The sequence below is a fragment of the Nitrosomonas nitrosa genome, from assembly GCF_003051105.1.
GTDB classification, from domain to species: Bacteria; Pseudomonadota; Gammaproteobacteria; order Burkholderiales; family Nitrosomonadaceae; genus Nitrosomonas; species Nitrosomonas nitrosa.
This window is the reverse complement of record NZ_QAOO01000003.1, coordinates 161,298-178,593: the sequence shown is the minus strand read 5'-3', so window position 1 is coordinate 178,593 and position 17,296 is coordinate 161,298. Positions and strand designations below refer to the sequence as shown.

General features: G+C 46.7%; 17 protein-coding genes, 1 tRNA gene and 4 pseudogenes. 14 read left to right on the top strand and 8 right to left on the bottom strand.

Annotated features, from left to right (window positions below):
• Together traI and C8R30_RS02575 are read right to left on the bottom strand one after the other, a co-directional pair.
• Positions 1-861: TraI/MobA(P) family conjugative relaxase (traI, locus tag C8R30_RS02580; RefSeq protein WP_181258690.1), on the bottom strand; the 861-nt coding region annotated here is incomplete at its 3' end.
• 39 nt (positions 862-900) lie between these two features.
• Positions 901-1,305: a plasmid mobilization protein gene (locus C8R30_RS02575; RefSeq protein ID WP_239654186.1), complete on the bottom strand. Its 405-nt coding sequence runs from the start codon at positions 1,303-1,305 to the stop codon at positions 901-903.
• Between the two features lie 386 nt (positions 1,306-1,691).
• Here C8R30_RS02575 and C8R30_RS02570 point away from each other — a divergent pair, with 386 nt between their 5' ends.
• From C8R30_RS02570 to C8R30_RS02550, 5 genes and pseudogenes are all read left to right on the top strand, one after another.
• On the top strand, positions 1,692-2,015 hold the full coding sequence (locus C8R30_RS02570; protein WP_107789471.1) for a TraK family protein: 324 nt from the start codon (positions 1,692-1,694) through the stop codon (positions 2,013-2,015).
• Positions 2,015-2,746, top strand: a complete 732-nt coding sequence (locus C8R30_RS02565; RefSeq protein WP_107789470.1) for a nucleotide-binding protein — start codon at positions 2,015-2,017, stop codon at positions 2,744-2,746. Before C8R30_RS02570 ends, C8R30_RS02565 begins: the two co-directional genes overlap by 1 nt.
• A complete protein-coding gene (locus C8R30_RS02560) occupies positions 2,743-3,171 on the top strand; it encodes a conjugal transfer protein TraM (RefSeq protein ID WP_107789469.1) in 429 nt (142 codons plus the stop codon). Before C8R30_RS02565 ends, C8R30_RS02560 begins: the two co-directional genes overlap by 4 nt.
• A 27-nt stretch (positions 3,172-3,198) precedes the next feature.
• Positions 3,199-3,339 (top strand): annotated as a pseudogene (locus C8R30_RS16355) (helix-turn-helix domain-containing protein); the annotation flags it as partial.
• Between the two features lie 65 nt (positions 3,340-3,404).
• A complete protein-coding gene (locus C8R30_RS02550) occupies positions 3,405-4,418 on the top strand; it encodes a tyrosine-type recombinase/integrase (RefSeq protein WP_181258689.1) in 1,014 nt (337 codons plus the stop codon).
• 35 nt (positions 4,419-4,453) lie between these two features.
• Here the strand turns inward: C8R30_RS02550 and C8R30_RS02545 are convergent.
• Positions 4,454-4,529 (bottom strand) — tRNA-Thr (locus C8R30_RS02545).
• Between the two features lie 213 nt (positions 4,530-4,742).
• On the opposite strand from C8R30_RS02545, the gene aroQ reads away from it, so the two are divergent.
• The 5 genes from aroQ (at position 4,743) to C8R30_RS02520 (ending at position 9,136) form a co-directional block, all read left to right on the top strand.
• Positions 4,743-5,198 (top strand): type II 3-dehydroquinate dehydratase, encoded by a 456-nt coding sequence (gene aroQ, locus C8R30_RS02540; protein WP_090667036.1) that lies wholly within the window; start codon positions 4,743-4,745, stop codon positions 5,196-5,198.
• Between the two features lie 303 nt (positions 5,199-5,501).
• Positions 5,502-5,960, top strand: coding sequence for an acetyl-CoA carboxylase biotin carboxyl carrier protein (gene accB, locus C8R30_RS02535; RefSeq protein ID WP_107789466.1), 459 nt, complete (start codon positions 5,502-5,504; stop codon positions 5,958-5,960).
• A gap of 60 nt (positions 5,961-6,020) precedes the next feature.
• Positions 6,021-7,388, top strand: a complete 1,368-nt coding sequence (gene accC, locus C8R30_RS02530) for an acetyl-CoA carboxylase biotin carboxylase subunit (RefSeq protein WP_090667040.1) — start codon at positions 6,021-6,023, stop codon at positions 7,386-7,388.
• Positions 7,389-7,419: 31 nt separating this feature from the next.
• A complete protein-coding gene (prmA, locus tag C8R30_RS02525; RefSeq protein WP_090667042.1) occupies positions 7,420-8,340 on the top strand; it encodes a 50S ribosomal protein L11 methyltransferase in 921 nt (306 codons plus the stop codon).
• A 16-nt stretch (positions 8,341-8,356) separates the two neighbouring features.
• On the top strand, positions 8,357-9,136 hold the full coding sequence (locus C8R30_RS02520; RefSeq protein WP_107789465.1) for a DUF3426 domain-containing protein: 780 nt from the start codon (positions 8,357-8,359) through the stop codon (positions 9,134-9,136).
• A 95-nt stretch (positions 9,137-9,231) separates the two neighbouring features.
• On the opposite strand, the gene C8R30_RS02515 is transcribed toward C8R30_RS02520, so the two are convergent.
• A complete protein-coding gene (locus tag C8R30_RS02515) occupies positions 9,232-10,548 on the bottom strand; it encodes a glycerophosphodiester phosphodiesterase family protein (protein WP_204799846.1) in 1,317 nt (438 codons plus the stop codon).
• Between the two features lie 263 nt (positions 10,549-10,811).
• Between C8R30_RS02515 and metH the strand changes: the two genes are divergently transcribed.
• The 3 genes and pseudogenes from metH to C8R30_RS16620 form a co-directional block, all read left to right on the top strand.
• Positions 10,812-14,525 carry a methionine synthase gene (gene metH / locus C8R30_RS02510; RefSeq protein WP_107789464.1) on the top strand — a complete coding sequence of 1,238 codons (3,714 nt, stop codon included), beginning with the start codon at positions 10,812-10,814 and terminating at the stop codon, positions 14,523-14,525.
• 148 nt (positions 14,526-14,673) lie between these two features.
• Positions 14,674-14,904, top strand: a complete 231-nt coding sequence (locus C8R30_RS02505; RefSeq protein WP_107789463.1) for a DUF433 domain-containing protein — start codon at positions 14,674-14,676, stop codon at positions 14,902-14,904.
• A 49-nt stretch (positions 14,905-14,953) separates the two neighbouring features.
• Positions 14,954-15,073: pseudogene (locus tag C8R30_RS16620) on the top strand (DUF5615 family PIN-like protein); the annotation flags it as partial.
• A 25-nt stretch (positions 15,074-15,098) separates the two neighbouring features.
• Here the strand turns inward: C8R30_RS16620 and C8R30_RS02500 are convergent.
• The 4 genes and pseudogenes from C8R30_RS02500 to C8R30_RS02485 form a co-directional block, all read right to left on the bottom strand.
• A pseudogene (locus tag C8R30_RS02500) lies at positions 15,099-15,350 on the bottom strand (ISNCY family transposase); the annotation flags it as partial.
• 333 nt (positions 15,351-15,683) lie between these two features.
• The gene (locus C8R30_RS02495; protein ID WP_090667052.1) at positions 15,684-16,385 is read right to left on the bottom strand and encodes a transposase; all 702 of its coding nucleotides are present in this window, start codon (positions 16,383-16,385) and stop codon (positions 15,684-15,686) included.
• Complete coding sequence (locus C8R30_RS02490) at positions 16,378-16,824, bottom strand: type II toxin-antitoxin system VapC family toxin (RefSeq protein ID WP_090667054.1); 447 nt, start codon at positions 16,822-16,824, stop codon at positions 16,378-16,380. Before C8R30_RS02490 ends, C8R30_RS02495 begins: the two co-directional genes overlap by 8 nt.
• Positions 16,824-17,057, bottom strand: a complete 234-nt coding sequence (locus tag C8R30_RS02485; protein ID WP_090667056.1) for a hypothetical protein — start codon at positions 17,055-17,057, stop codon at positions 16,824-16,826. Before C8R30_RS02485 ends, C8R30_RS02490 begins: the two co-directional genes overlap by 1 nt.
• Before the next feature lie 109 nt (positions 17,058-17,166).
• Here C8R30_RS02485 and C8R30_RS02480 point away from each other — a divergent pair.
• A pseudogene (locus tag C8R30_RS02480) lies at positions 17,167-17,283 on the top strand (IS200/IS605 family transposase); the annotation flags it as partial.
• Between the last annotated feature and the right edge of the window lie 13 nt (positions 17,284-17,296).

The following is a 17,296-nucleotide window of genomic DNA, read 5'->3' as shown; positions in this document are numbered from 1 at the left end:
GTAGCGCTCAAACAGCCTGGCGGTATCGATGGTGTTCTGCAGCGGCTTGGGTTGATACTGTTTGGATTGGACAGACGTCGTTTGTGCCGTATGCGCTGACGCTTCAAAGGCACCCAATCGCTTGATCAGATTCGGTTTCGATAGAGACCGGTCAACGTAACTGGCTTTAACAGCCACGCCATGGCTGGAAACAAACACCAGACCATTGCCGCGTTCCTTGATTACCAGGCCATGGTTTTGCAGCAGTTGGTGCAAACCCTGCCAGGTGTCAGCCCGCTTGATGTCATCGAGGCATTCGCGCCGAATCCAGCCAAGCAGGCTCTCGATACCCGCTTTGGCTTCGATGTCCTGCATGATGCGCGAAGATTTGTCTAGCTGGGCTTCATGATTGACTTGGGTCAGTCCGTACTCCCGCTCGATCTGTTCGCATAGGGTGGCAACCTTTTTGTAATCGTAGTAGGGGTTGTGGATCGTCAGTTTGCGTGGATGAATCTTGTTGATCGCAATATGGATATGCTGATGATCCGTATCGTCATGCACGACACTGATACGCTGATGTTCACGAAATCCCAGTGCTTCACAAAACCTTTCTTCTATTTCACTCAGCTGGTCATTGGATAACCGTTCACCCTCCGGGAAGCTCAAGACCAAGTGACAGGTTTTATCGGATCGGGCACGCCTGTTCATCTCCTGCGTATTCTGGATTTCAAGCATTGCTGGTGTCAGTTCATCGGTATAGCAATTTGTAATTGAAATCCGCCCAAGACGTTCACTTTTGCCTTGCGGATCGGTCAGATACTTTACCAACGCAGAGTAATTGCTTTTGCGTAGCGATTTGATGGGAACGATTTTAGCGATCATGGCATTTAAGCAGCTTAAATAATCTGGTTATTCCGAATATTATTTCCTGAGCTTCATGATTTCTTTGAGCATCACACTTTGTGTTTCTTGGATGGTGTCCAGGGTCATATAGAGCTGCGACTTGCCGATATATTTCGTGCGCTCGTCATTGGTCAGCCATAGCTTGATCAAGCCACCAAGCCGACCCAGATCGGCATTGATTTTGAGCAGTGCATCCACCTGCCGGTTATCGATCATACTGGGCACGCTGTAACCCAGACCCAGATTGCGCAGATATTCTGCAACCGTCAATCCCGCCTCATAGGCTTTTGCTTTGATCACCCTCTCCTCCTCCGGCAATACAGGAATTCTGAGCCGCTTATCTCGTTTGGCGCGCCGCACTCCTTTGTTTCTATTCACAGCATGCTGTTTATCATCACCACTTTGGTGCTCTGGAACCGTCATTTCGCTTACCTCGTAGAGCAAGATCAACGTTGAGCACAGTAATGTGCGAATAAAGTTTGCGTGGAGATGGCCATCTCCACATATCTTGCCCTGTTGTGTAGATTTTTTAAAATATACTACCATTATATTATAAGTTTGCAAGTAGTTTATTTTCGTTATATTATAAGTTCATATGATTTAAAAATGCTTGCAAAAAGTTTCTTTCAAGCAAAATAAAGCGTGTTTGTAACAAAAAGAAAGCAAATAAAAAGCAAAAGAAACAAAGTGAAACGAATTGAAGCTGAAAGCAATTCGATTGCCGGCAAATGAAACACAGAGGTGTGGTGAACACGTTTTTAAAAACAAAATATTCCACCAAAGAATAATTAGATGCGGGAAACATGGTGATGACCAAAACCTTATCGGAACGTATCGCGCTATTTACAAATAAGAACAAAAACACCGGCAAACAATTTTTACCGGCGTTTATCGCACTGAAGCCGGATATCGAGCAGGCGTTACAAGATGGGTGGACGGTACGACAGATCTGGAACACGCTGCATGACGAGGGAAGAATCAAATGTTCTTATCAATGGTTCAGAACCTTGGTCAACCGCCATATCGGGGATGACAGAAAACAGAAATTACGCACCGCATCCACCAAACCAGCGATCACCGATCAGGAAGGATTTCGTTTTAATTCTACAACTGAAAAAGAGGAGCTTATCTGATGGCCAAGATACATATGATTCTGCAAGGCAAGGGAGGTGTCGGTAAATCGTTCATCTCATCGACACTGGCGCAGCACAAGATCGCCAAAGGGAAAAATCCGTTATGCATCGATACCGATCCGGTTAACGCTACATTCTATGGATTCAAAAAACTGAATGTAAAACAGGTTAATGTGATGAACAACGATGAGATCGATCCAAGAAAGTTCGATGATTTGATCGAACTCATCGCCAACACGGAAACCGATGCCATTATCGATAACGGCGCGAGCACCTTCGTGCCGATGTCGCATTACCTGATCAGCAACCAGATTCCGGCTTTGCTGCTGGATATGGGACATGAACTGATTGTTCATACCGTGATTACCGGCAGCCAGGCATTGCTCGATACACTCAATGGTTTTGCGCATCTCGTCAAACAATTTCCGAAGGAAGCGTTATTCGTTGTCTGGCTCAATCCTTACTGGGGCGAAATCATCATGAACGGCAAACAGTTCGAGGAAATGAAGGCCTATGTCGACAACAAAGCCCGTGTATCGGCCATCATTAGAATTCCGCACTACAAGCCGGAAACCTTCGGTAAGGATTTAAGCGAAATCCTGCAGTCGAAATTCACGTTTGATGAAGCGCTGAAAAGCAGCACTTTGCCGGTGATGGTTCGCCAGCGATTGACCATTATACGCAGACAGCTGTTTACCACTCTTGAAAACGTGTCCGCGGTTTTGTCATGAACAACGACAAACTGGATGCATTGATCAAACGGATCGCGTCAGAACACAGCATCGTTTTGACCAAAGATGATCCGATTTTGATGATGCATACGCTCAATGAAGTACTGCTGGAACAGAATGAAAAAGCGCACGCTGAATTGCTGCACAAATACGAAGCCATTCTGCAGGAAAACTTGAATCAATGGCAGACGGTCGCCAGCAAAAAAGCCAATGCGCTGATCAGCGCACAACAGAGCAATTTCAGCAAAAGCAACGATCAGCCAATAGATCAGAGCATGCAATTAATCAGCGAGAAAATCAGAATCGCAATCAATCATGAGATCCGTGATCTGACCCGAATTTCCAGGCAGGCGGCCATTATGAATTTACTGGCCGCCGTTCTGGTGCTGATTTCAGTGGTGATTGTTTCGCTTATGCTGTTATAGCAATTTTTACCAAAGGTTGAATGGCTTATGAAAACCTTGACCCTGACTGAAGCGGCCCAGTTTCTGAAACTGCACCCCGAGGAAGTGCGCCGACGCGCCAAAGCGGGAATCATTCCCGGTGCCAAATTAGGAAAACGCTGGGCTTTTATCGAAGATGACCTTGCCGATCATATCCGCTCGTTATATGCTTCTACTCGGCAAGCGTTGCAAGTGGGACATGAGGAGAAAAAATTATGCCACTCTTTAAACGCGGTAAAACGTGGTGGGTTCGATTCACCACACCAAGCGGCGAGCGCATTAGATGCTCTGCTGCAACAGAAGACAAAACCCAGGCGCAGGAATTCCACGACAAGCTGAAAGCCGAAGCGTGGAGAGTTGTAAAAGTTGGTGAAAAACCAAAATATACCTGGGATGAAGCTGCTTACAAGTGGTTGATGGAAACGCAACACAAAAAAACACATCATGATGATGTTTCCAAAATCAGTTGGCTCCAACAATACCTCCGGGGCAAGTATCTTCATGAGATCACTCGTGAGGAAATTGCAAGGATAGGTGAGTTAAAGTTAAAAACAACCACACCAGCTACAGCAAATCGGTTATTGGCATTGATTCGCTCCATTTTACGGCGGGCTACTCTTGAATGGGAGTGGATTGATAAAGCGCCAACTATTAAGTTGTACCGGGAGCCCAAGCGACGGATACGTTATTTGAATGCTGATGAAGCCAATAAGCTCATACAGGAGTTGCCGGTGCATTTGGCAGATATTGTGCAATTTTCACTGGCTACAGGTTTGCGGCGAGCAAATGTTACAAAACTTGAGTGGTCCCAAGTTGATATGCGGCGCAATGTTGCATGGATACACGGCGATCAGGCAAAAGCTGGGAAACCAATTCATGTTTCACTCAATTCTACAGCTATGACTGTATTAGAGAGACAAGTTGGAAAACATCCTAAAACGGTATTTACTTATAAAGGTATGCCTATAAAGCAAGTAAATACCAGAGCTTGGCGAAAAGCATTAAAGCGGGCCGGTATCGAGGATTTTCGCTGGCATGATTTGCGTCATACCTGGGCAAGCTGGTTAACACAGAATGGTGTACCGTTGAATGTCATTCAAGAGATGGGCGCATGGGAGTCTTCGGAGATGGTGAGGCGATATGCACATCTCGCACCAGCCCAGTTTGCCGCACATGCACGTGTCGTGGATGCCATGTTTTCTGGCACAAATTTGACACAATCGAAGTAAAGAGCTATCAGCAGATGCGCTAAGTTATTGATTATTGGTGCTGTTGAGAGGAGTCGAACCTCCGACCTACTGATTACGAATCAGTTGCTCTACCAACTGAGCTACAACAGCCTCTATAATCTGACCAACAAACGCGGGATTATAGTGGTTTAAGTAATTGTGAGCAATTACAAGATAATTTTGCTACAAATCCTATTTGCTGCTAGACAAGCAATAACAACACCCCAGAATAATCATCCAAGCATTTCACTGCAAATTCGTTTAAATTCTCCGATTGTTATCATAAATCTGTACATTCTTTACAGAAAAAGCCATAATTCGATAATGAAATCTAGCAATATATCGTCCAAGCATATCCTGGTTATCCATGGGCCAAATTTAAATCTTTTGGGAAAAAGAGAGCCAGAAATTTATGGCAAAACAACTTTAAATGATATTAACAAAAAACTGCATGAGATGGCAGATGCAGCCAAAGCCAAGCTTGATGTTTTACAAAGTAACAGCGAGGGTATATTAATAGATCGCATACAACTTGCGATGCAGGATGGGACTGATTTCATCATTATCAATCCAGCAGGATTAACGCATACCAGCATTACTTTGCGTGATGCAATAGCCGCAACAGGACTGCCTTTTATTGAAATACATCTGTCAAATATTTATGCACGAGAACCCTATCGTCAAAAATCTTTTTTTTCTGATCTTGCGATTGGCGTAATTAGCGGATTGGGAGCTAAAGGCTACGAACTGGCACTGCAATATGCATTGACCAAACAATAATATAAAAAAAACACTGATACCTACAATGCCACCATATCATCATAACGCAATCAATCGTTGATTTAATTTTGTCAATCTAGCCTAATGGCTAGAAACGAAGAAGCAACTAAAATAAACAATACAATAATTAGGTAATATATAGTAATATGCGCCGCCATTACTTCAAGTACGCCGTCAATTGCTAGCAAACTACATACATTTTTCTATCTTGTTCTTAACTCAATCTCGCAAACCGAAACGACGATATCGCCTCAGGTTTGATTCTAGATTACTCGTGAACGGGTTGTTCCCGGGAGGGTGTATATGGATCTAAGAAAACTAAAAAAACTAATTGAATTAGTTGAAGAATACAACATAGCTGAGTTAGAAATTACCGAGGGCGAAGATAAAGTTCGCATCAACAAATTCGGTCACCCACCGCAGACGCACTCAGCTACACCGCAATACTATCCACCCAGTGCGCCTTCGAACATCAATGCAGTCGAATCTGCGTCTGAAACAGATGATTCAAAACCAAATCTACCAGAAGGGCATATCGTCAAATCGCCGATGGTCGGTACTTTCTATCGCGCTTCTGCACCCGGAACAAAGCCTTTCGTGGAAGTCGGACAAACCGTTAAAGTTGGTGATACGCTTTGCATTATTGAGGCCATGAAACTGCTCAATGAAATAGAGGCCGATAAAAATGGCGTCATCAAAGCAATTCTGCTTGAAAATGGTCAGCCCGTTGAATATGGTGAACCCTTATTTATTATTGGCTAACTTTTTTATTATTCATCTTTTAAATGTTATCTCCCTGACTTCACCTCAAATACATTAAATATGTTTGAGAAAATACTTATTGCCAATCGAGGCGAAATCGCATTGCGTATCCAACGTGCTTGCCGTGCCATGGGCATCAAAACCGTCGCCGTGCATTCGGTCGCTGATTCAGAAGCCAAATATGTCAAACTTGCTGATGAGTCGGTATGCATAGGCCCCGCACTCTCTACGCAAAGCTACCTCAATATTCCGGCCATTATCAGCGCAGCCGAAGTAACCGACGCCGAAGCCATTCATCCTGGTTATGGTTTTCTCTCGGAAAATGCAGATTTTGCTGAGCGAGTAGAAAAAAGTGGATTTGTATTCATAGGCCCCCGCCCAGATACGATCCGTCTGATGGGTGACAAAGTCAGCGCGAAAAATGCAATGCGGCAAGCAGGCGTGCCCTGCGTTCCTGGATCGGATGGCGCATTGCCAGATTCGATAGACGAAATCAAAAAGATCGCCAAATCGATAGGCTACCCCATCATTATCAAAGCGGCTGGGGGAGGCGGTGGTCGCGGCATGCGGGTCGTACACACTGAAGGCGCCTTATCGAATGCGATCATCACCACTCGGAATGAAGCACAAACAGCGTTTGGCAACCCCGTCATCTATGCAGAAAAATATTTAGAAAATCCAAGACACATTGAAATTCAAGTATTGGTTGACGAGCACGGCAATGCAGTTCACTTAGGCGAGCGGGATTGTTCGATGCAACGCCGCCATCAAAAAATTCTGGAGGAAGCGCCCGCCCCCGATATCCCGCCACGGCTGCGCGATAAAATCGGAGAACGGTGCACAGAAGCTTGCCGTCGCATCCATTATCGTGGTGTAGGCACCTTTGAATTTCTTTACGAAAACAATGAATTCTATTTCATTGAAATGAATACCCGTCTACAAGTGGAACACCCTGTGACCGAAGCCGTGACAGGCATCGATCTGGTGCAAGCCCAGATTCAAGTTGCCGCGGGTGAAAAGCTATCCGTGCGGCAAAAAGATATCGTAATCAAGGGTCATGCCATCGAATGCCGTATCAATGCGGAAGATCCTTATAAGCTGACACCTTCCGCTGGCCGCATCACGCAATATCATGCGCCGGGCGGCCCAGGTATCCGCGTAGACTCGCATGTTTATCATAATTATATGGTGCCCCCCTATTACGACTCGATGATAGGCAAAATCATTGCCTATGGAGATGATCGGGATCAAGCCATTGCCCGCATGCGTATCGCACTGTCGGAAACCGTCATCAATGGCATCAAAACAAATATCCCGCTGCACCTCGACTTGCTCTCCGATACGAATTTCCTCGGCGGAGGTATCTCGATCCATTACCTCGAGCATAAACTTGCGTTGCATAATAAAACAAGCAAGGAAAATGGTTAATCAAGCCGACTGAGGAACTTATCCTCCAACAATGTCCTGGTTAGCGCTTACATTTGAAGTCAATGCCGCCGACGTCGAGGTCGTAAGCGACAAATTATTCGAATTAGGGGCGTTATCCGTCGACATTCACGATGCAGCTGCAGGCACCTCGGACGAGCAACCTTTATTCGATGAACCAGGTGAATATGCTGGAGAGCTTTGGTCGCAGGCAGCAATTACCGCACTATTTGGACAGGATGCAGATAGTGCCGCAATCATGCAAGCCATCACTCAAGTGCTCGAACTTGCTGACCAACCTGAATACCACTTATCTACCGTTGCTGAACAAGACTGGGTCAAATTAACACAATCTCAGTTCGACCCTATCCGCATCTCCTCAAAACTGTGGATTGTACCTACTTGGCATCACCCCCCTGACCCGACCGCGATCAATTTGATCCTGGATCCAGGGCGGGCTTTTGGCACAGGCAGCCATCCGACTACACAACTATGTCTCGCTTGGCTGGATCAGCACATCCACCCAGGCGAAACCGTACTCGATTATGGATGCGGCTCGGGCATCCTCGCAATTGCAGCATTGAAACTGGGAGCCGGCTTTGTGATGGGGGTCGATATCGATGATCACGCCATTATCGCTAGCCGTGACAATGCGATCCTCAATCGATGTGATCCGAAAAAAATTGCATTCTCCACTCATCTGGACACGCTCCTTACGGCCAATCCAGCGGCGAATAAGCCAGTTGATAAGGTTGTTGCCAACATACTGGCCAACCCTTTGATCATGCTCGCGCCAATCCTAATGAATACTTTACGGCAAGGAGGCGCGATCGCCCTTTCAGGTGTCCTAGAAGCGCAGGCCAATGAAGTTATCCATGCTTACCGGCAAAATATTAAAATGGAAATTGCAGACAACAAAGAAGGCTGGGTTTTGTTAACCGGCGTAAAACAATAACGTTTTCAGGATAGCAATGGCGCTTATCACGCGATGCTCGGAATGTAGCACTGTTTTCTGTCTAACGATCGATGAGTTACGTGCTCACGATGGCCAAGTGCAATGCAACCAATGCCAGCAGGTGTTTGACGCGTTTGCATCGCTCGTAACGATTCCTGAATCGTTGATCATCAACTTACTTTCCGATAAAGAATCAACTCGAATCAGCGAATCGGTATCCCCGCCTCGACATGAATCGGTTGCTCCCGCTTTCGATTTCTTGAATCAAGAAAAAGATTTGGCTTATGAAGCCACCTTGCTCGGCGATCAACCTCCTTCTCGCAAAACACGAAAATGGTTTTTTACGAGTCTAATGATGCTGATTATTCTGGTAGGGTACAGCCTTTATTTTTACCGGATAGAACTGTCTGTTTCCGTACCCGCTATCAAGCCATTCTTGGAAAAATATTGCTTACTATTGCAATGTACAATCAGCTTACCGCGCCAAGAGAAATTGTTGAGCCTGGAATCTTCAGATTTGCGTATCGATCCAAACCGACCGGGAGAAATGGTAGTCCTCACGGCAACCATACAGAATCACGCACCTTTTCCCCAGGAGCTACCTGCGCTGTTACTCACTCTGACGGACAATCAAGGACAGCCGCTGGCAAGACGCACTCTGACGGCGAAAGACTATCTCGGCCCTAACAACAAATCGAAATTTTTCGCAGCCAAAAGCGAGATCGAAATCGAACATCATTTCGATAACAGCGAACTAAAAGCGACCGGCTACCGCCTCCTGTTGCACTACCCCTGATTCACTCGGCAAAAAGGAAGGTGGCAGGAATACACTCCAACCACCTTTAGAGAAACACCAATTTATTACTAATCTAAGTTAATTTTCTCAACGAGTTATCTCAAATTCAGGCAATTAGCATAATAAGTGGTCGTGGCCGGCCAATCTGAAAAGATACCGGTTATTCCCACCTGCTTGGCCAACACATCCAACGCGACATATTTATCGCCATCATTGTTGATAACATCGTCAATCGTCTGATGATACCAGTCGCCATCATTGATCAATGGCGCAGAACGTTCAAATGTCCAGGTGATGATGTCGAGACCTGATGCTTTGGCCGCCTGCGCATAACGTGACGGCACGATTTGACCATTCTCATTCACTGCAAGCAACATCCACATGGGCGGCGCGATAATCTTTACCCCACGAGCGGCAAGGTCGTTCATGCTGGGTTTCCAGGTAGCGGGATCGGTATGATCGAACTCAGCCTCCTCATAACGACCATCGAGATAAACCGCCTGTTCGCCAAATTCCGGCTCATACTGAATCCAGTAGAGTACGTCAGCAAGATTGAAAGACTGCGGATAAACGTTTTGAGGAAGAACACCTGCCTCTTTGTATTCGTCGATCATTTTTTGCGCGTAATCATGCTGGGTGAAATCCCCCTGAAAAGGCATGGGCACACTCGCCTGCTTGAGTTCAGGTATCATTTTCACCCCCAATTGCTTAAACAATGCAATACTTTCCTTATGCGACAATAGCGTACCTTTCCCGGCATAGAGATCAGTGCGCCAGTTCGCTGTACCTCCCAGATATGCTTCTGCCGTGGTAGCAGCTGGATCGCTTGCATCCATTTTGCCGCTGAGCCGCTTGAATTCAGCGAGCGTAATATCACTGGTACAGCATTGCGCATAGGCTGGCTTAATCACTTCTCCTGTAACTGGGTCAATTTCGGCAGGCACAAAAGGGATGCTGCATTTTGCCGCCAACTCTGGGATAGCCAGAATATTGGTCGTCGTATGCAGATCGCACTGCGAATGACGGCAAACCAGCTCACGATCTTGCGTGAAAGTGACATCACATTCGATCATGCCTGCTCCCATTCGTGCCGCGGCCAAATAAGATTCTCGGGTATGTTCAGGAAATTGCAAGGGTGCGCCACGGTGCCCAATCGAGAAATCCGTTCTTTTAAACGGCCCTTCCGTACAGGACATCAACTTATCCTTAAGTACGCTTTCGTCCATATCGTCGATCAAAAAAAATGGCCGAGGGCCGAGCTGCACATTCATGCTTTTTGCTTTTGCTGCTTCTTCTGCACCCTTCTTAGGTAATGTAACAGGGCCATCCATCCCAGCATGCGACAATCTGACCGCCACCAAGGACAACAACATGCATGCAGCAACGATCGCTAATGTTTTTTCATAATCCATGAGAGATTCCTCTTAATAGTGGAAACACATTTTTCGTCTAATAAGCACAGCGCCGTGCACGCGTACCTTACGATGTGTTCATGTCTGAATGATCTCAATTATGTTAATTTTTTTTGAAGTAGGCCCTGTTTAGACACGCTGGTAGCGCGTTATACGATCGCCACACAAAGACATACCCCCTCCGTATCGCCCTTCCTCAAGTCATGAGGGAGGGCATGGGGTATAATCTACCCTTTGCATTGTTAACTTAACATCATTTCATCATGTCTCACCATCACCGCACTACTCTCTTGGAAAATTTGCTTGCTCGCCGCATTCTGATTCTCGACGGCGCAATGGGCACTATGATCCAAAGCCATAAGTTGAGTGAAACCGATTACCGAGGTACCCGTTTTGCGGACTACCCTCATGATCTCAAAGGTAACAATGATTTGTTGACTTTGACGCAGCCTGAAATCATCCGCTCGATCCATGCGCGCTATCTCGAAGCTGGGGCTGATATCATCGAGACCAATACCTTCAACTCCAATGCACCTTCGATGGCTGATTACCACATGCAAGAATGGGTATATGAGCTGAATTTTGCCGGTGCACAACTGGCGCGAGAAGAAGCGCTCGCGATGGAAACCAAGACACCCGACAAACCTCGCTTTGTCGCCGGTGTTATTGGCCCCACTACCAAAACTGCCTCAATTTCACCGGATGTCAATGACCCTGGCTTCCGATCGATTACCTTCGCGCAACTCGTCACCGACTATTCCGAATCGATTCACGGTTTAGTCGACGGCGGAGTCGATATCCTGCTGGTCGAGACCATTTTCGATACCTTAAATGCCAAGGCAGCATTGTTTGCCATCGATCAATATTTTGAGCGACATCAGTTGCGCCTGCCGGTGATGATTTCAGTTACGATCACCGATGCTTCCGGTCGCAATCTTTCCGGTCAGACCCCGGAAGCATTCTGGAATTCGGTCAGGCACGCCCAACCTTTGTCGATCGGGATCAATTGTGCGTTGGGTGCAGAATTGATGCGCCCTTATGTCGAAGAACTCTCCAATGTTGCCGACGTCTATACCAGCACCCACCCCAATGCCGGTCTACCGAACCCCTTATCGGATACGGGTTACGATGAATCTCCCGAATATACGGCAAGCCTGATCAAAGAATTTGCCCAATCGGGTTTCGTGAATATTGTCGGGGGCTGCTGTGGTACAACACCCGACCATATCAAGGCTATCGCCGAGGCCGTCAAGGATATCGCACCGAGAAAAATACCCGACATCCCCAAGAAACTCCGCCTATCGGGTCTAGAGCCGCTCAATATCGGCGATGACTCGTTATTCGTCAATGTCGGCGAGCGTACCAATGTGACTGGTTCGAAAGCGTTCGCACGCTTGATCCTGAACGACAACTATGCGGAAGCATTAAGCATTGCGCGCAGTCAAGTCGAAAATGGCGCACAAATTATCGACATCAATATGGACGAAGCCATGCTCGATTCGCAAAAAGCCATGGTGACCTTCCTCAATTTGATCGCAGCCGAACCCGATATCAGCCGCGTGCCGATCATGATCGATTCAAGTAAATGGTCAATCATCGAAGCTGGCCTGCAATGCATCCAGGGTAAAGCGATCATTAATTCGATCAGCATGAAAGAAGGAGAAGAGGAATTCATTTATCATGCGAAGCTCGCGCGTCGCTATGGTGCCGCGATCATCGTCATGGCATTCGATGAACAAGGACAGGCCGATACACAAGCACGCAAAGTGGAAATCTGCACACGCAGTTACCGCTTGCTCGTCGACCAGGTCGGCTTTCCGCCTGAAGATATCATTTTCGACCCCAATATCTTTGCGGTTGCCACGGGTATCGAAGAACATAATAACTACGCGCTCGATTTCATCGAAGCGACCCGAGTCATCAAGCAAACCTTACCCTACGCCAAAGTCAGTGGCGGCGTATCCAACGTCTCCTTCTCTTTCCGCGGAAACGAGCCGATCAGGGAAGCCATACATACCGCCTTCTTATACCATGCGATCCAAGCAGGCATGACTATGGGGATTGTCAATGCAGGGCAACTGGGCGTTTATTCCGATATTCCCGGAGATTTACTCGAGCGGGTAGAGGATGTGCTGCTCAACCGCCGCCCCGATGCGACCGAACGCTTGGTTGAATTTGCCGAAAATTTCAAAGGGCAGAAGAAAGAGCAGATCGAAGATCTCTCTTGGCGTAACGAACCGGTCCGTCAACGTCTGACCCATGCACTGGTCAAAGGGATCAGTAGCTACATCGAAGAAGACACCGAAATCATCCGGCAAGAAATCGAAAACAAAGGCGGGCGACCCATCGAAGTAATCGAAGGCCCGCTCATGGACGGGATGAATGTAGTCGGCGATTTGTTTGGTGCAGGAAAAATGTTCTTGCCGCAAGTCGTCAAATCTGCACGCGTCATGAAACAGGCTGTCGCTTATTTGCTTCCCTACATCGAAGCGGAAAAGAAGCTCTCTGGCGATAACAAGCCTAAAGGGAAAATCGTCATTGCCACCGTAAAAGGTGATGTGCACGACATCGGCAAAAATATCGTCACCGTGGTGCTGCAATGTAACAATTATGAAGTGATCAATATGGGCGTGATGGTGCCAAGCGCCAAGATCCTGGAAATGGCCCGCAACGAAAAAGCAAACATTATCGGCTTGTCCGGTCTGATTACGCCGTCGCTGGAGGAAATGGCCCATGTCGCCAAGGAAATGGAGCGTGAAGGCTTCACCATCCCGTTGCTCATTGGCGGTGCCACCACCTCTCGAGTGCATACAGCGGTAAAAATTGCCCCGCACTACAGTGGTGTGACGGTATGGGTACCCGATGCAAGCCGTGCCGTGGGCGTATGCAGTCAACTCATGTCGGAAGACCAGCATGTTGCTTATGCACAGGAAATCAAAGCTGAGCAAGAAAAAGTGCGTACCCAGCAAAAAAACAAGAAAGGGCCTACGCAATTACTAACCCTTGCTGAGGCACGTGCCAATGCAGTGAAAATAGACTGGCAACAGTACACACCGCCTGAATCTAGCTTCACGGGTATTCGCACCTTGAACAACTATCCCTTGGAAGCGATAGTACCCTATATTGATTGGACGCCTTTTTTCCAGGCATGGGAGCTATCTGGGCGCTACCCGGCCATTCTCACGGATGAAGTGGTTGGCGAGGCTGCGAGCAGCCTGTTCCGTGACGCGCAAACGATGTTGAAAAAAATTATCGAGCAGAAATGGCTCACCGCCAATGCGGTCATCGCGATCTTTCCAGCCAATACGGTCAATCATGACGATATCGAAATTTACGCTGATAAATCGCGCAGCAAAGTACTGATGACCTACCACTGCTTGCGCCAGCAAACGGTCAAACCGGCCGGGCGACCCAACATATGCCTGGCTGATTTCATCGCGCCCAAAGAAAGCGGCCTGCTAGATACGATTGGTTTATTCGCCGTTGGTGCAGGCTTCGGTATCGATGAGCGTGTCGCCGCCTTCGAAGCAGCCAACGATGATTACAGTGCAATCATTTTAAAAGCATTGGCTGATCGTTTAGCCGAAGCGTTTGCCGAACACATGCACGCACGCGTCCGACGGGAATTCTGGGGCTATGCCAAAGATGAAACCCTAACCAACGAACAGCTCATTGATGAACAATATCAAGGAATCCGCCCGGCGCCGGGTTATCCAGCCTGCCCCGACCATACCGAAAAAGGGCCCCTATTCGCTTTACTTGAAGCAGAAAAACGCGCCGGTATTATCATTACTGAATCCTTTGCCATGGTACCCACTGCAGCCGTTTCTGGCTTCTATTTCTCCCATCCGGAATCGACCTATTTTGCCGTGGGTAAAATCGGTAAGGATCAAGTCGAAGATTATGCTAGAAGAAAAAGCTGGAGCATCGAAGAAGCGGAAAGGTGGCTAGCGCCGATATTGTCCTATGAACGTTGAGCAGGCTTCATGGTAGTGTGCTTATCGACAACAGAGCAAGCTTTCCATTCAGATGGATCTCCCTCCTCCCGACAAGCACATTAATCCTGTATTTGCATGTTTTTGTTTTAAAAATGACGGTGCTGTTGAGACTGACAAGGATAAGAATATGGAGCAACTCGATCGTATCACCCAGCAACCCGGCATCATGGGCGGCAAAGCCTGTATCCGGGGAATGCGTATTACAGTCGGTATGATCGTCGGACAAATCGGTGCGGGCCGCAGCGTCGATGAAATTCTCACCGACTATCCCTATCTTGCGCGTGAAGACATTATGCAGGCGCTGCGTTACGCCGCATGGCGTGCGGAGGAACGTGAAGTCATTTTAGCTTCTTCATGAAACTGCTCATCGACATGAATTTGCTTCTACGTTGGGGCGCTGGGTCGATATGCAAACTAGCGCAGGCTTTGAGGCAGCTCACGGGTCTGCACTTGGTACATACAATGCATCAGACAGTGAAATCATGGCTTACGCCAAAGCGAATGATTATATCGTTCTGACACACGTTCTGGAATTTCACCCAGCACCCATCTCTGATTGCTCGCAATCAGGCGTTTTTTTCGTCGTTGGCGAGTCTAGGCTGCTTGCTGGTATTTTAATTTACGTTTTATAGCCTTGCGTTTCCGTTCCACATCCTGCTGCCACAGAATATCACCTATTCGGCGGATGTTTCTGGCAACGATAGCTAGTGCAACATAACGTTTAAAACCTTCAATGCCATAATTTGGACATTTGTCTAAACCGTGCACTTCCAGTGCATTAATGGCTGATTCCACTGCTGCGTAATAAGCCGGGGAAAAATGAGGAATCAGTGTGCCGATCATCAAAAAAGATCGATTGCTTGAAAAGATTTATTGGGTAACTGGGACTGAAAAACAGAAAAATATCGCTATCTGCAGGCAATACTGAATCTAATACAGGTACCGATTTGAGTATCCTTAGAAAATCGCTTAACAACAACTGCCAATCGAAAGATTCTGATTCATAAGCCATGATATGCCAACAATGATTAACCCCGCTGTTCACGCGCTGCGGATAACAACATTAAAAACTCAATCAATTATACGCAACTCGCTCATTTACTGAATCCTATTCAGCTAACCAAGCCGCTTCGCTATCTAACCCGCTATCCGGTCGAATTTACGCGGTCTACCTGCTTTAACCTGACCAATCTTACGGCCGAGCACAGATTCAATTTCTGCCTTGAATCGATCATGACCCAGCGGCGTACCGGATTGCAGCGCTTGGCGAAACAGTACCAATTCATTATCCTCTACAGAGACATTAAAACATTCTTTATAAGCTTTCCTCCGAGGTATACTTGTTAAACCCAACGCCAAGTATTGGGCATGCGGTGTAATCAATGCATTATCAACACCCAAGGCGTTGCAGGCATAACTAGACCAACGGTATTCTGCTGGGTGCATCACCATTCCAGCACGCACTGGATTCAGCTCAATGTAACGCATGCAAGCCAGCAAATAGTTATCTGCATCGATCAAACAAGCTTTATAGCGCCCTTCCCACAAACTCCCCCGTCTGCCATATGTTTTATTTATATAGGGCACATACTGACGGCCGACACTTTGAAACAACAAGCTAATACCGTCCGATGTTTTGGGTGTGACGAGCAAATGCACATGATTCGTCATCAACACATAAGCGTGTAGCCGGCAATCCAGATCGTCCGCTGCTGCTTTCAAAAAACGCAGATAAGTCAGGTAATCTTCATCGTCAAAGAATACAGGTGCTTTATTATGCCCGCGCTGAAATGCATGCACCGGAATACCGGGCATAAAGAACCGGGATTTTCTAGGCATTACGGGACAATAGCTGCATAGGATTTCGGCACTTTAACCCTTTAAATCGTTTAAAACCCTTATCCATAGTTACCCATTGACAATTCCATTCCAATGCCAATGCCGCAAGATAAGCATCGGACACATCATTCCCGCGAGCATCGATTTGCAACAGACAATCCGTAAAAATCTGCCAATGCCTTGTACTTGGCATAATGCATACAGCATTCTGCGCATGCCTCACCTGGTTCACAAAACGCATGGCACTTGATAAATCCGACGGTGTTTCAAATACTTTTGGATGCGTAACAACCCGTAAAAAACCATTCATCACCATTTCGGAATAACCGAATGCTTTTGGGCTGTTAACAGTGGATTCCAACCAACGGTGACAAGCTTGATGATGTGCAACATCCTCACGATAGGCATATACCAAAACATTGACATCCATTAAAAACATCACAAACCATCCATAACGTCATTCAAACGGCGGCTATTGTCCAGATCAATTCCTGGCTTTAATCCGTCGCCTGAGAAAGTCTCTAGTTTTATTTCACGATCACTAGCTGGAGGATGTGAAAAAAACTCTCTTAGCGCATCTTCCACAATATTCTTCAGTGAACAGTTCTGTTCCGCAGCTTTCTGCTTCGCATAAAGTAATAACTGGTCATCGATATCAATGGTCGTTCTCATAATTAAAACCCTTTAATACAAGTTCTTATAAGTATAAAGAATAGCATAAAGCAATTAATTAAACATAATGATGTTATTTATAAAATGGATCTGACCCGTTTTTACCAGGGGAAGGCATTTTTTGGCGCGAGGATATTTCTGCGCGACGGTAAATCAGATGACAGAAGAAATGATCAAGCAACTCTTGGAGAATCACATTGCACCCAATCCAAACGATAATTTTTGAATGGAGCCGGAAT

What these genes read in the sequence shown, in the direction of transcription:
- C8R30_RS02520 (WP_107789465.1), top strand. Translation starts at nt 8,357, where the DNA reads ATGGCGCTTATCACGCGATGCTCGGAATGTAGCACTGTTTTCTGTCTA.
- accB (WP_107789466.1), top strand. Translation starts at nt 5,502, where the DNA reads ATGGATCTAAGAAAACTAAAAAAACTAATTGAATTAGTTGAAGAATAC.
- C8R30_RS02560 (WP_107789469.1), top strand. Translation starts at nt 2,743, where the DNA reads ATGAACAACGACAAACTGGATGCATTGATCAAACGGATCGCGTCAGAA.
- C8R30_RS02570 (WP_107789471.1), top strand. Translation starts at nt 1,692, where the DNA reads ATGACCAAAACCTTATCGGAACGTATCGCGCTATTTACAAATAAGAAC.
- C8R30_RS02505 (WP_107789463.1), top strand. Translation starts at nt 14,674, where the DNA reads ATGGAGCAACTCGATCGTATCACCCAGCAACCCGGCATCATGGGCGGC.
- C8R30_RS02565 (WP_107789470.1), top strand. Translation starts at nt 2,015, where the DNA reads ATGGCCAAGATACATATGATTCTGCAAGGCAAGGGAGGTGTCGGTAAA.
- C8R30_RS02575 (WP_239654186.1), bottom strand. Translation starts at nt 1,305, where the DNA reads ATGACGGTTCCAGAGCACCAAAGTGGTGATGATAAACAGCATGCTGTG.
- accC (WP_090667040.1), top strand. Translation starts at nt 6,021, where the DNA reads ATGTTTGAGAAAATACTTATTGCCAATCGAGGCGAAATCGCATTGCGT.
- C8R30_RS02485 (WP_090667056.1), bottom strand. Translation starts at nt 17,057, where the DNA reads ATGAGAACGACCATTGATATCGATGACCAGTTATTACTTTATGCGAAG.
- C8R30_RS02490 (WP_090667054.1), bottom strand. Translation starts at nt 16,824, where the DNA reads ATGTTTTTAATGGATGTCAATGTTTTGGTATATGCCTATCGTGAGGAT.
- aroQ (WP_090667036.1), top strand. Translation starts at nt 4,743, where the DNA reads ATGAAATCTAGCAATATATCGTCCAAGCATATCCTGGTTATCCATGGG.
- C8R30_RS02550 (WP_181258689.1), top strand. Translation starts at nt 3,405, where the DNA reads ATGCCACTCTTTAAACGCGGTAAAACGTGGTGGGTTCGATTCACCACA.
- C8R30_RS02495 (WP_090667052.1), bottom strand. Translation starts at nt 16,385, where the DNA reads ATGCCTAGAAAATCCCGGTTCTTTATGCCCGGTATTCCGGTGCATGCA.
- prmA (WP_090667042.1), top strand. Translation starts at nt 7,420, where the DNA reads ATGTCCTGGTTAGCGCTTACATTTGAAGTCAATGCCGCCGACGTCGAG.
- metH (WP_107789464.1), top strand. Translation starts at nt 10,812, where the DNA reads ATGTCTCACCATCACCGCACTACTCTCTTGGAAAATTTGCTTGCTCGC.
- C8R30_RS02515 (WP_204799846.1), bottom strand. Translation starts at nt 10,548, where the DNA reads ATGGATTATGAAAAAACATTAGCGATCGTTGCTGCATGCATGTTGTTG.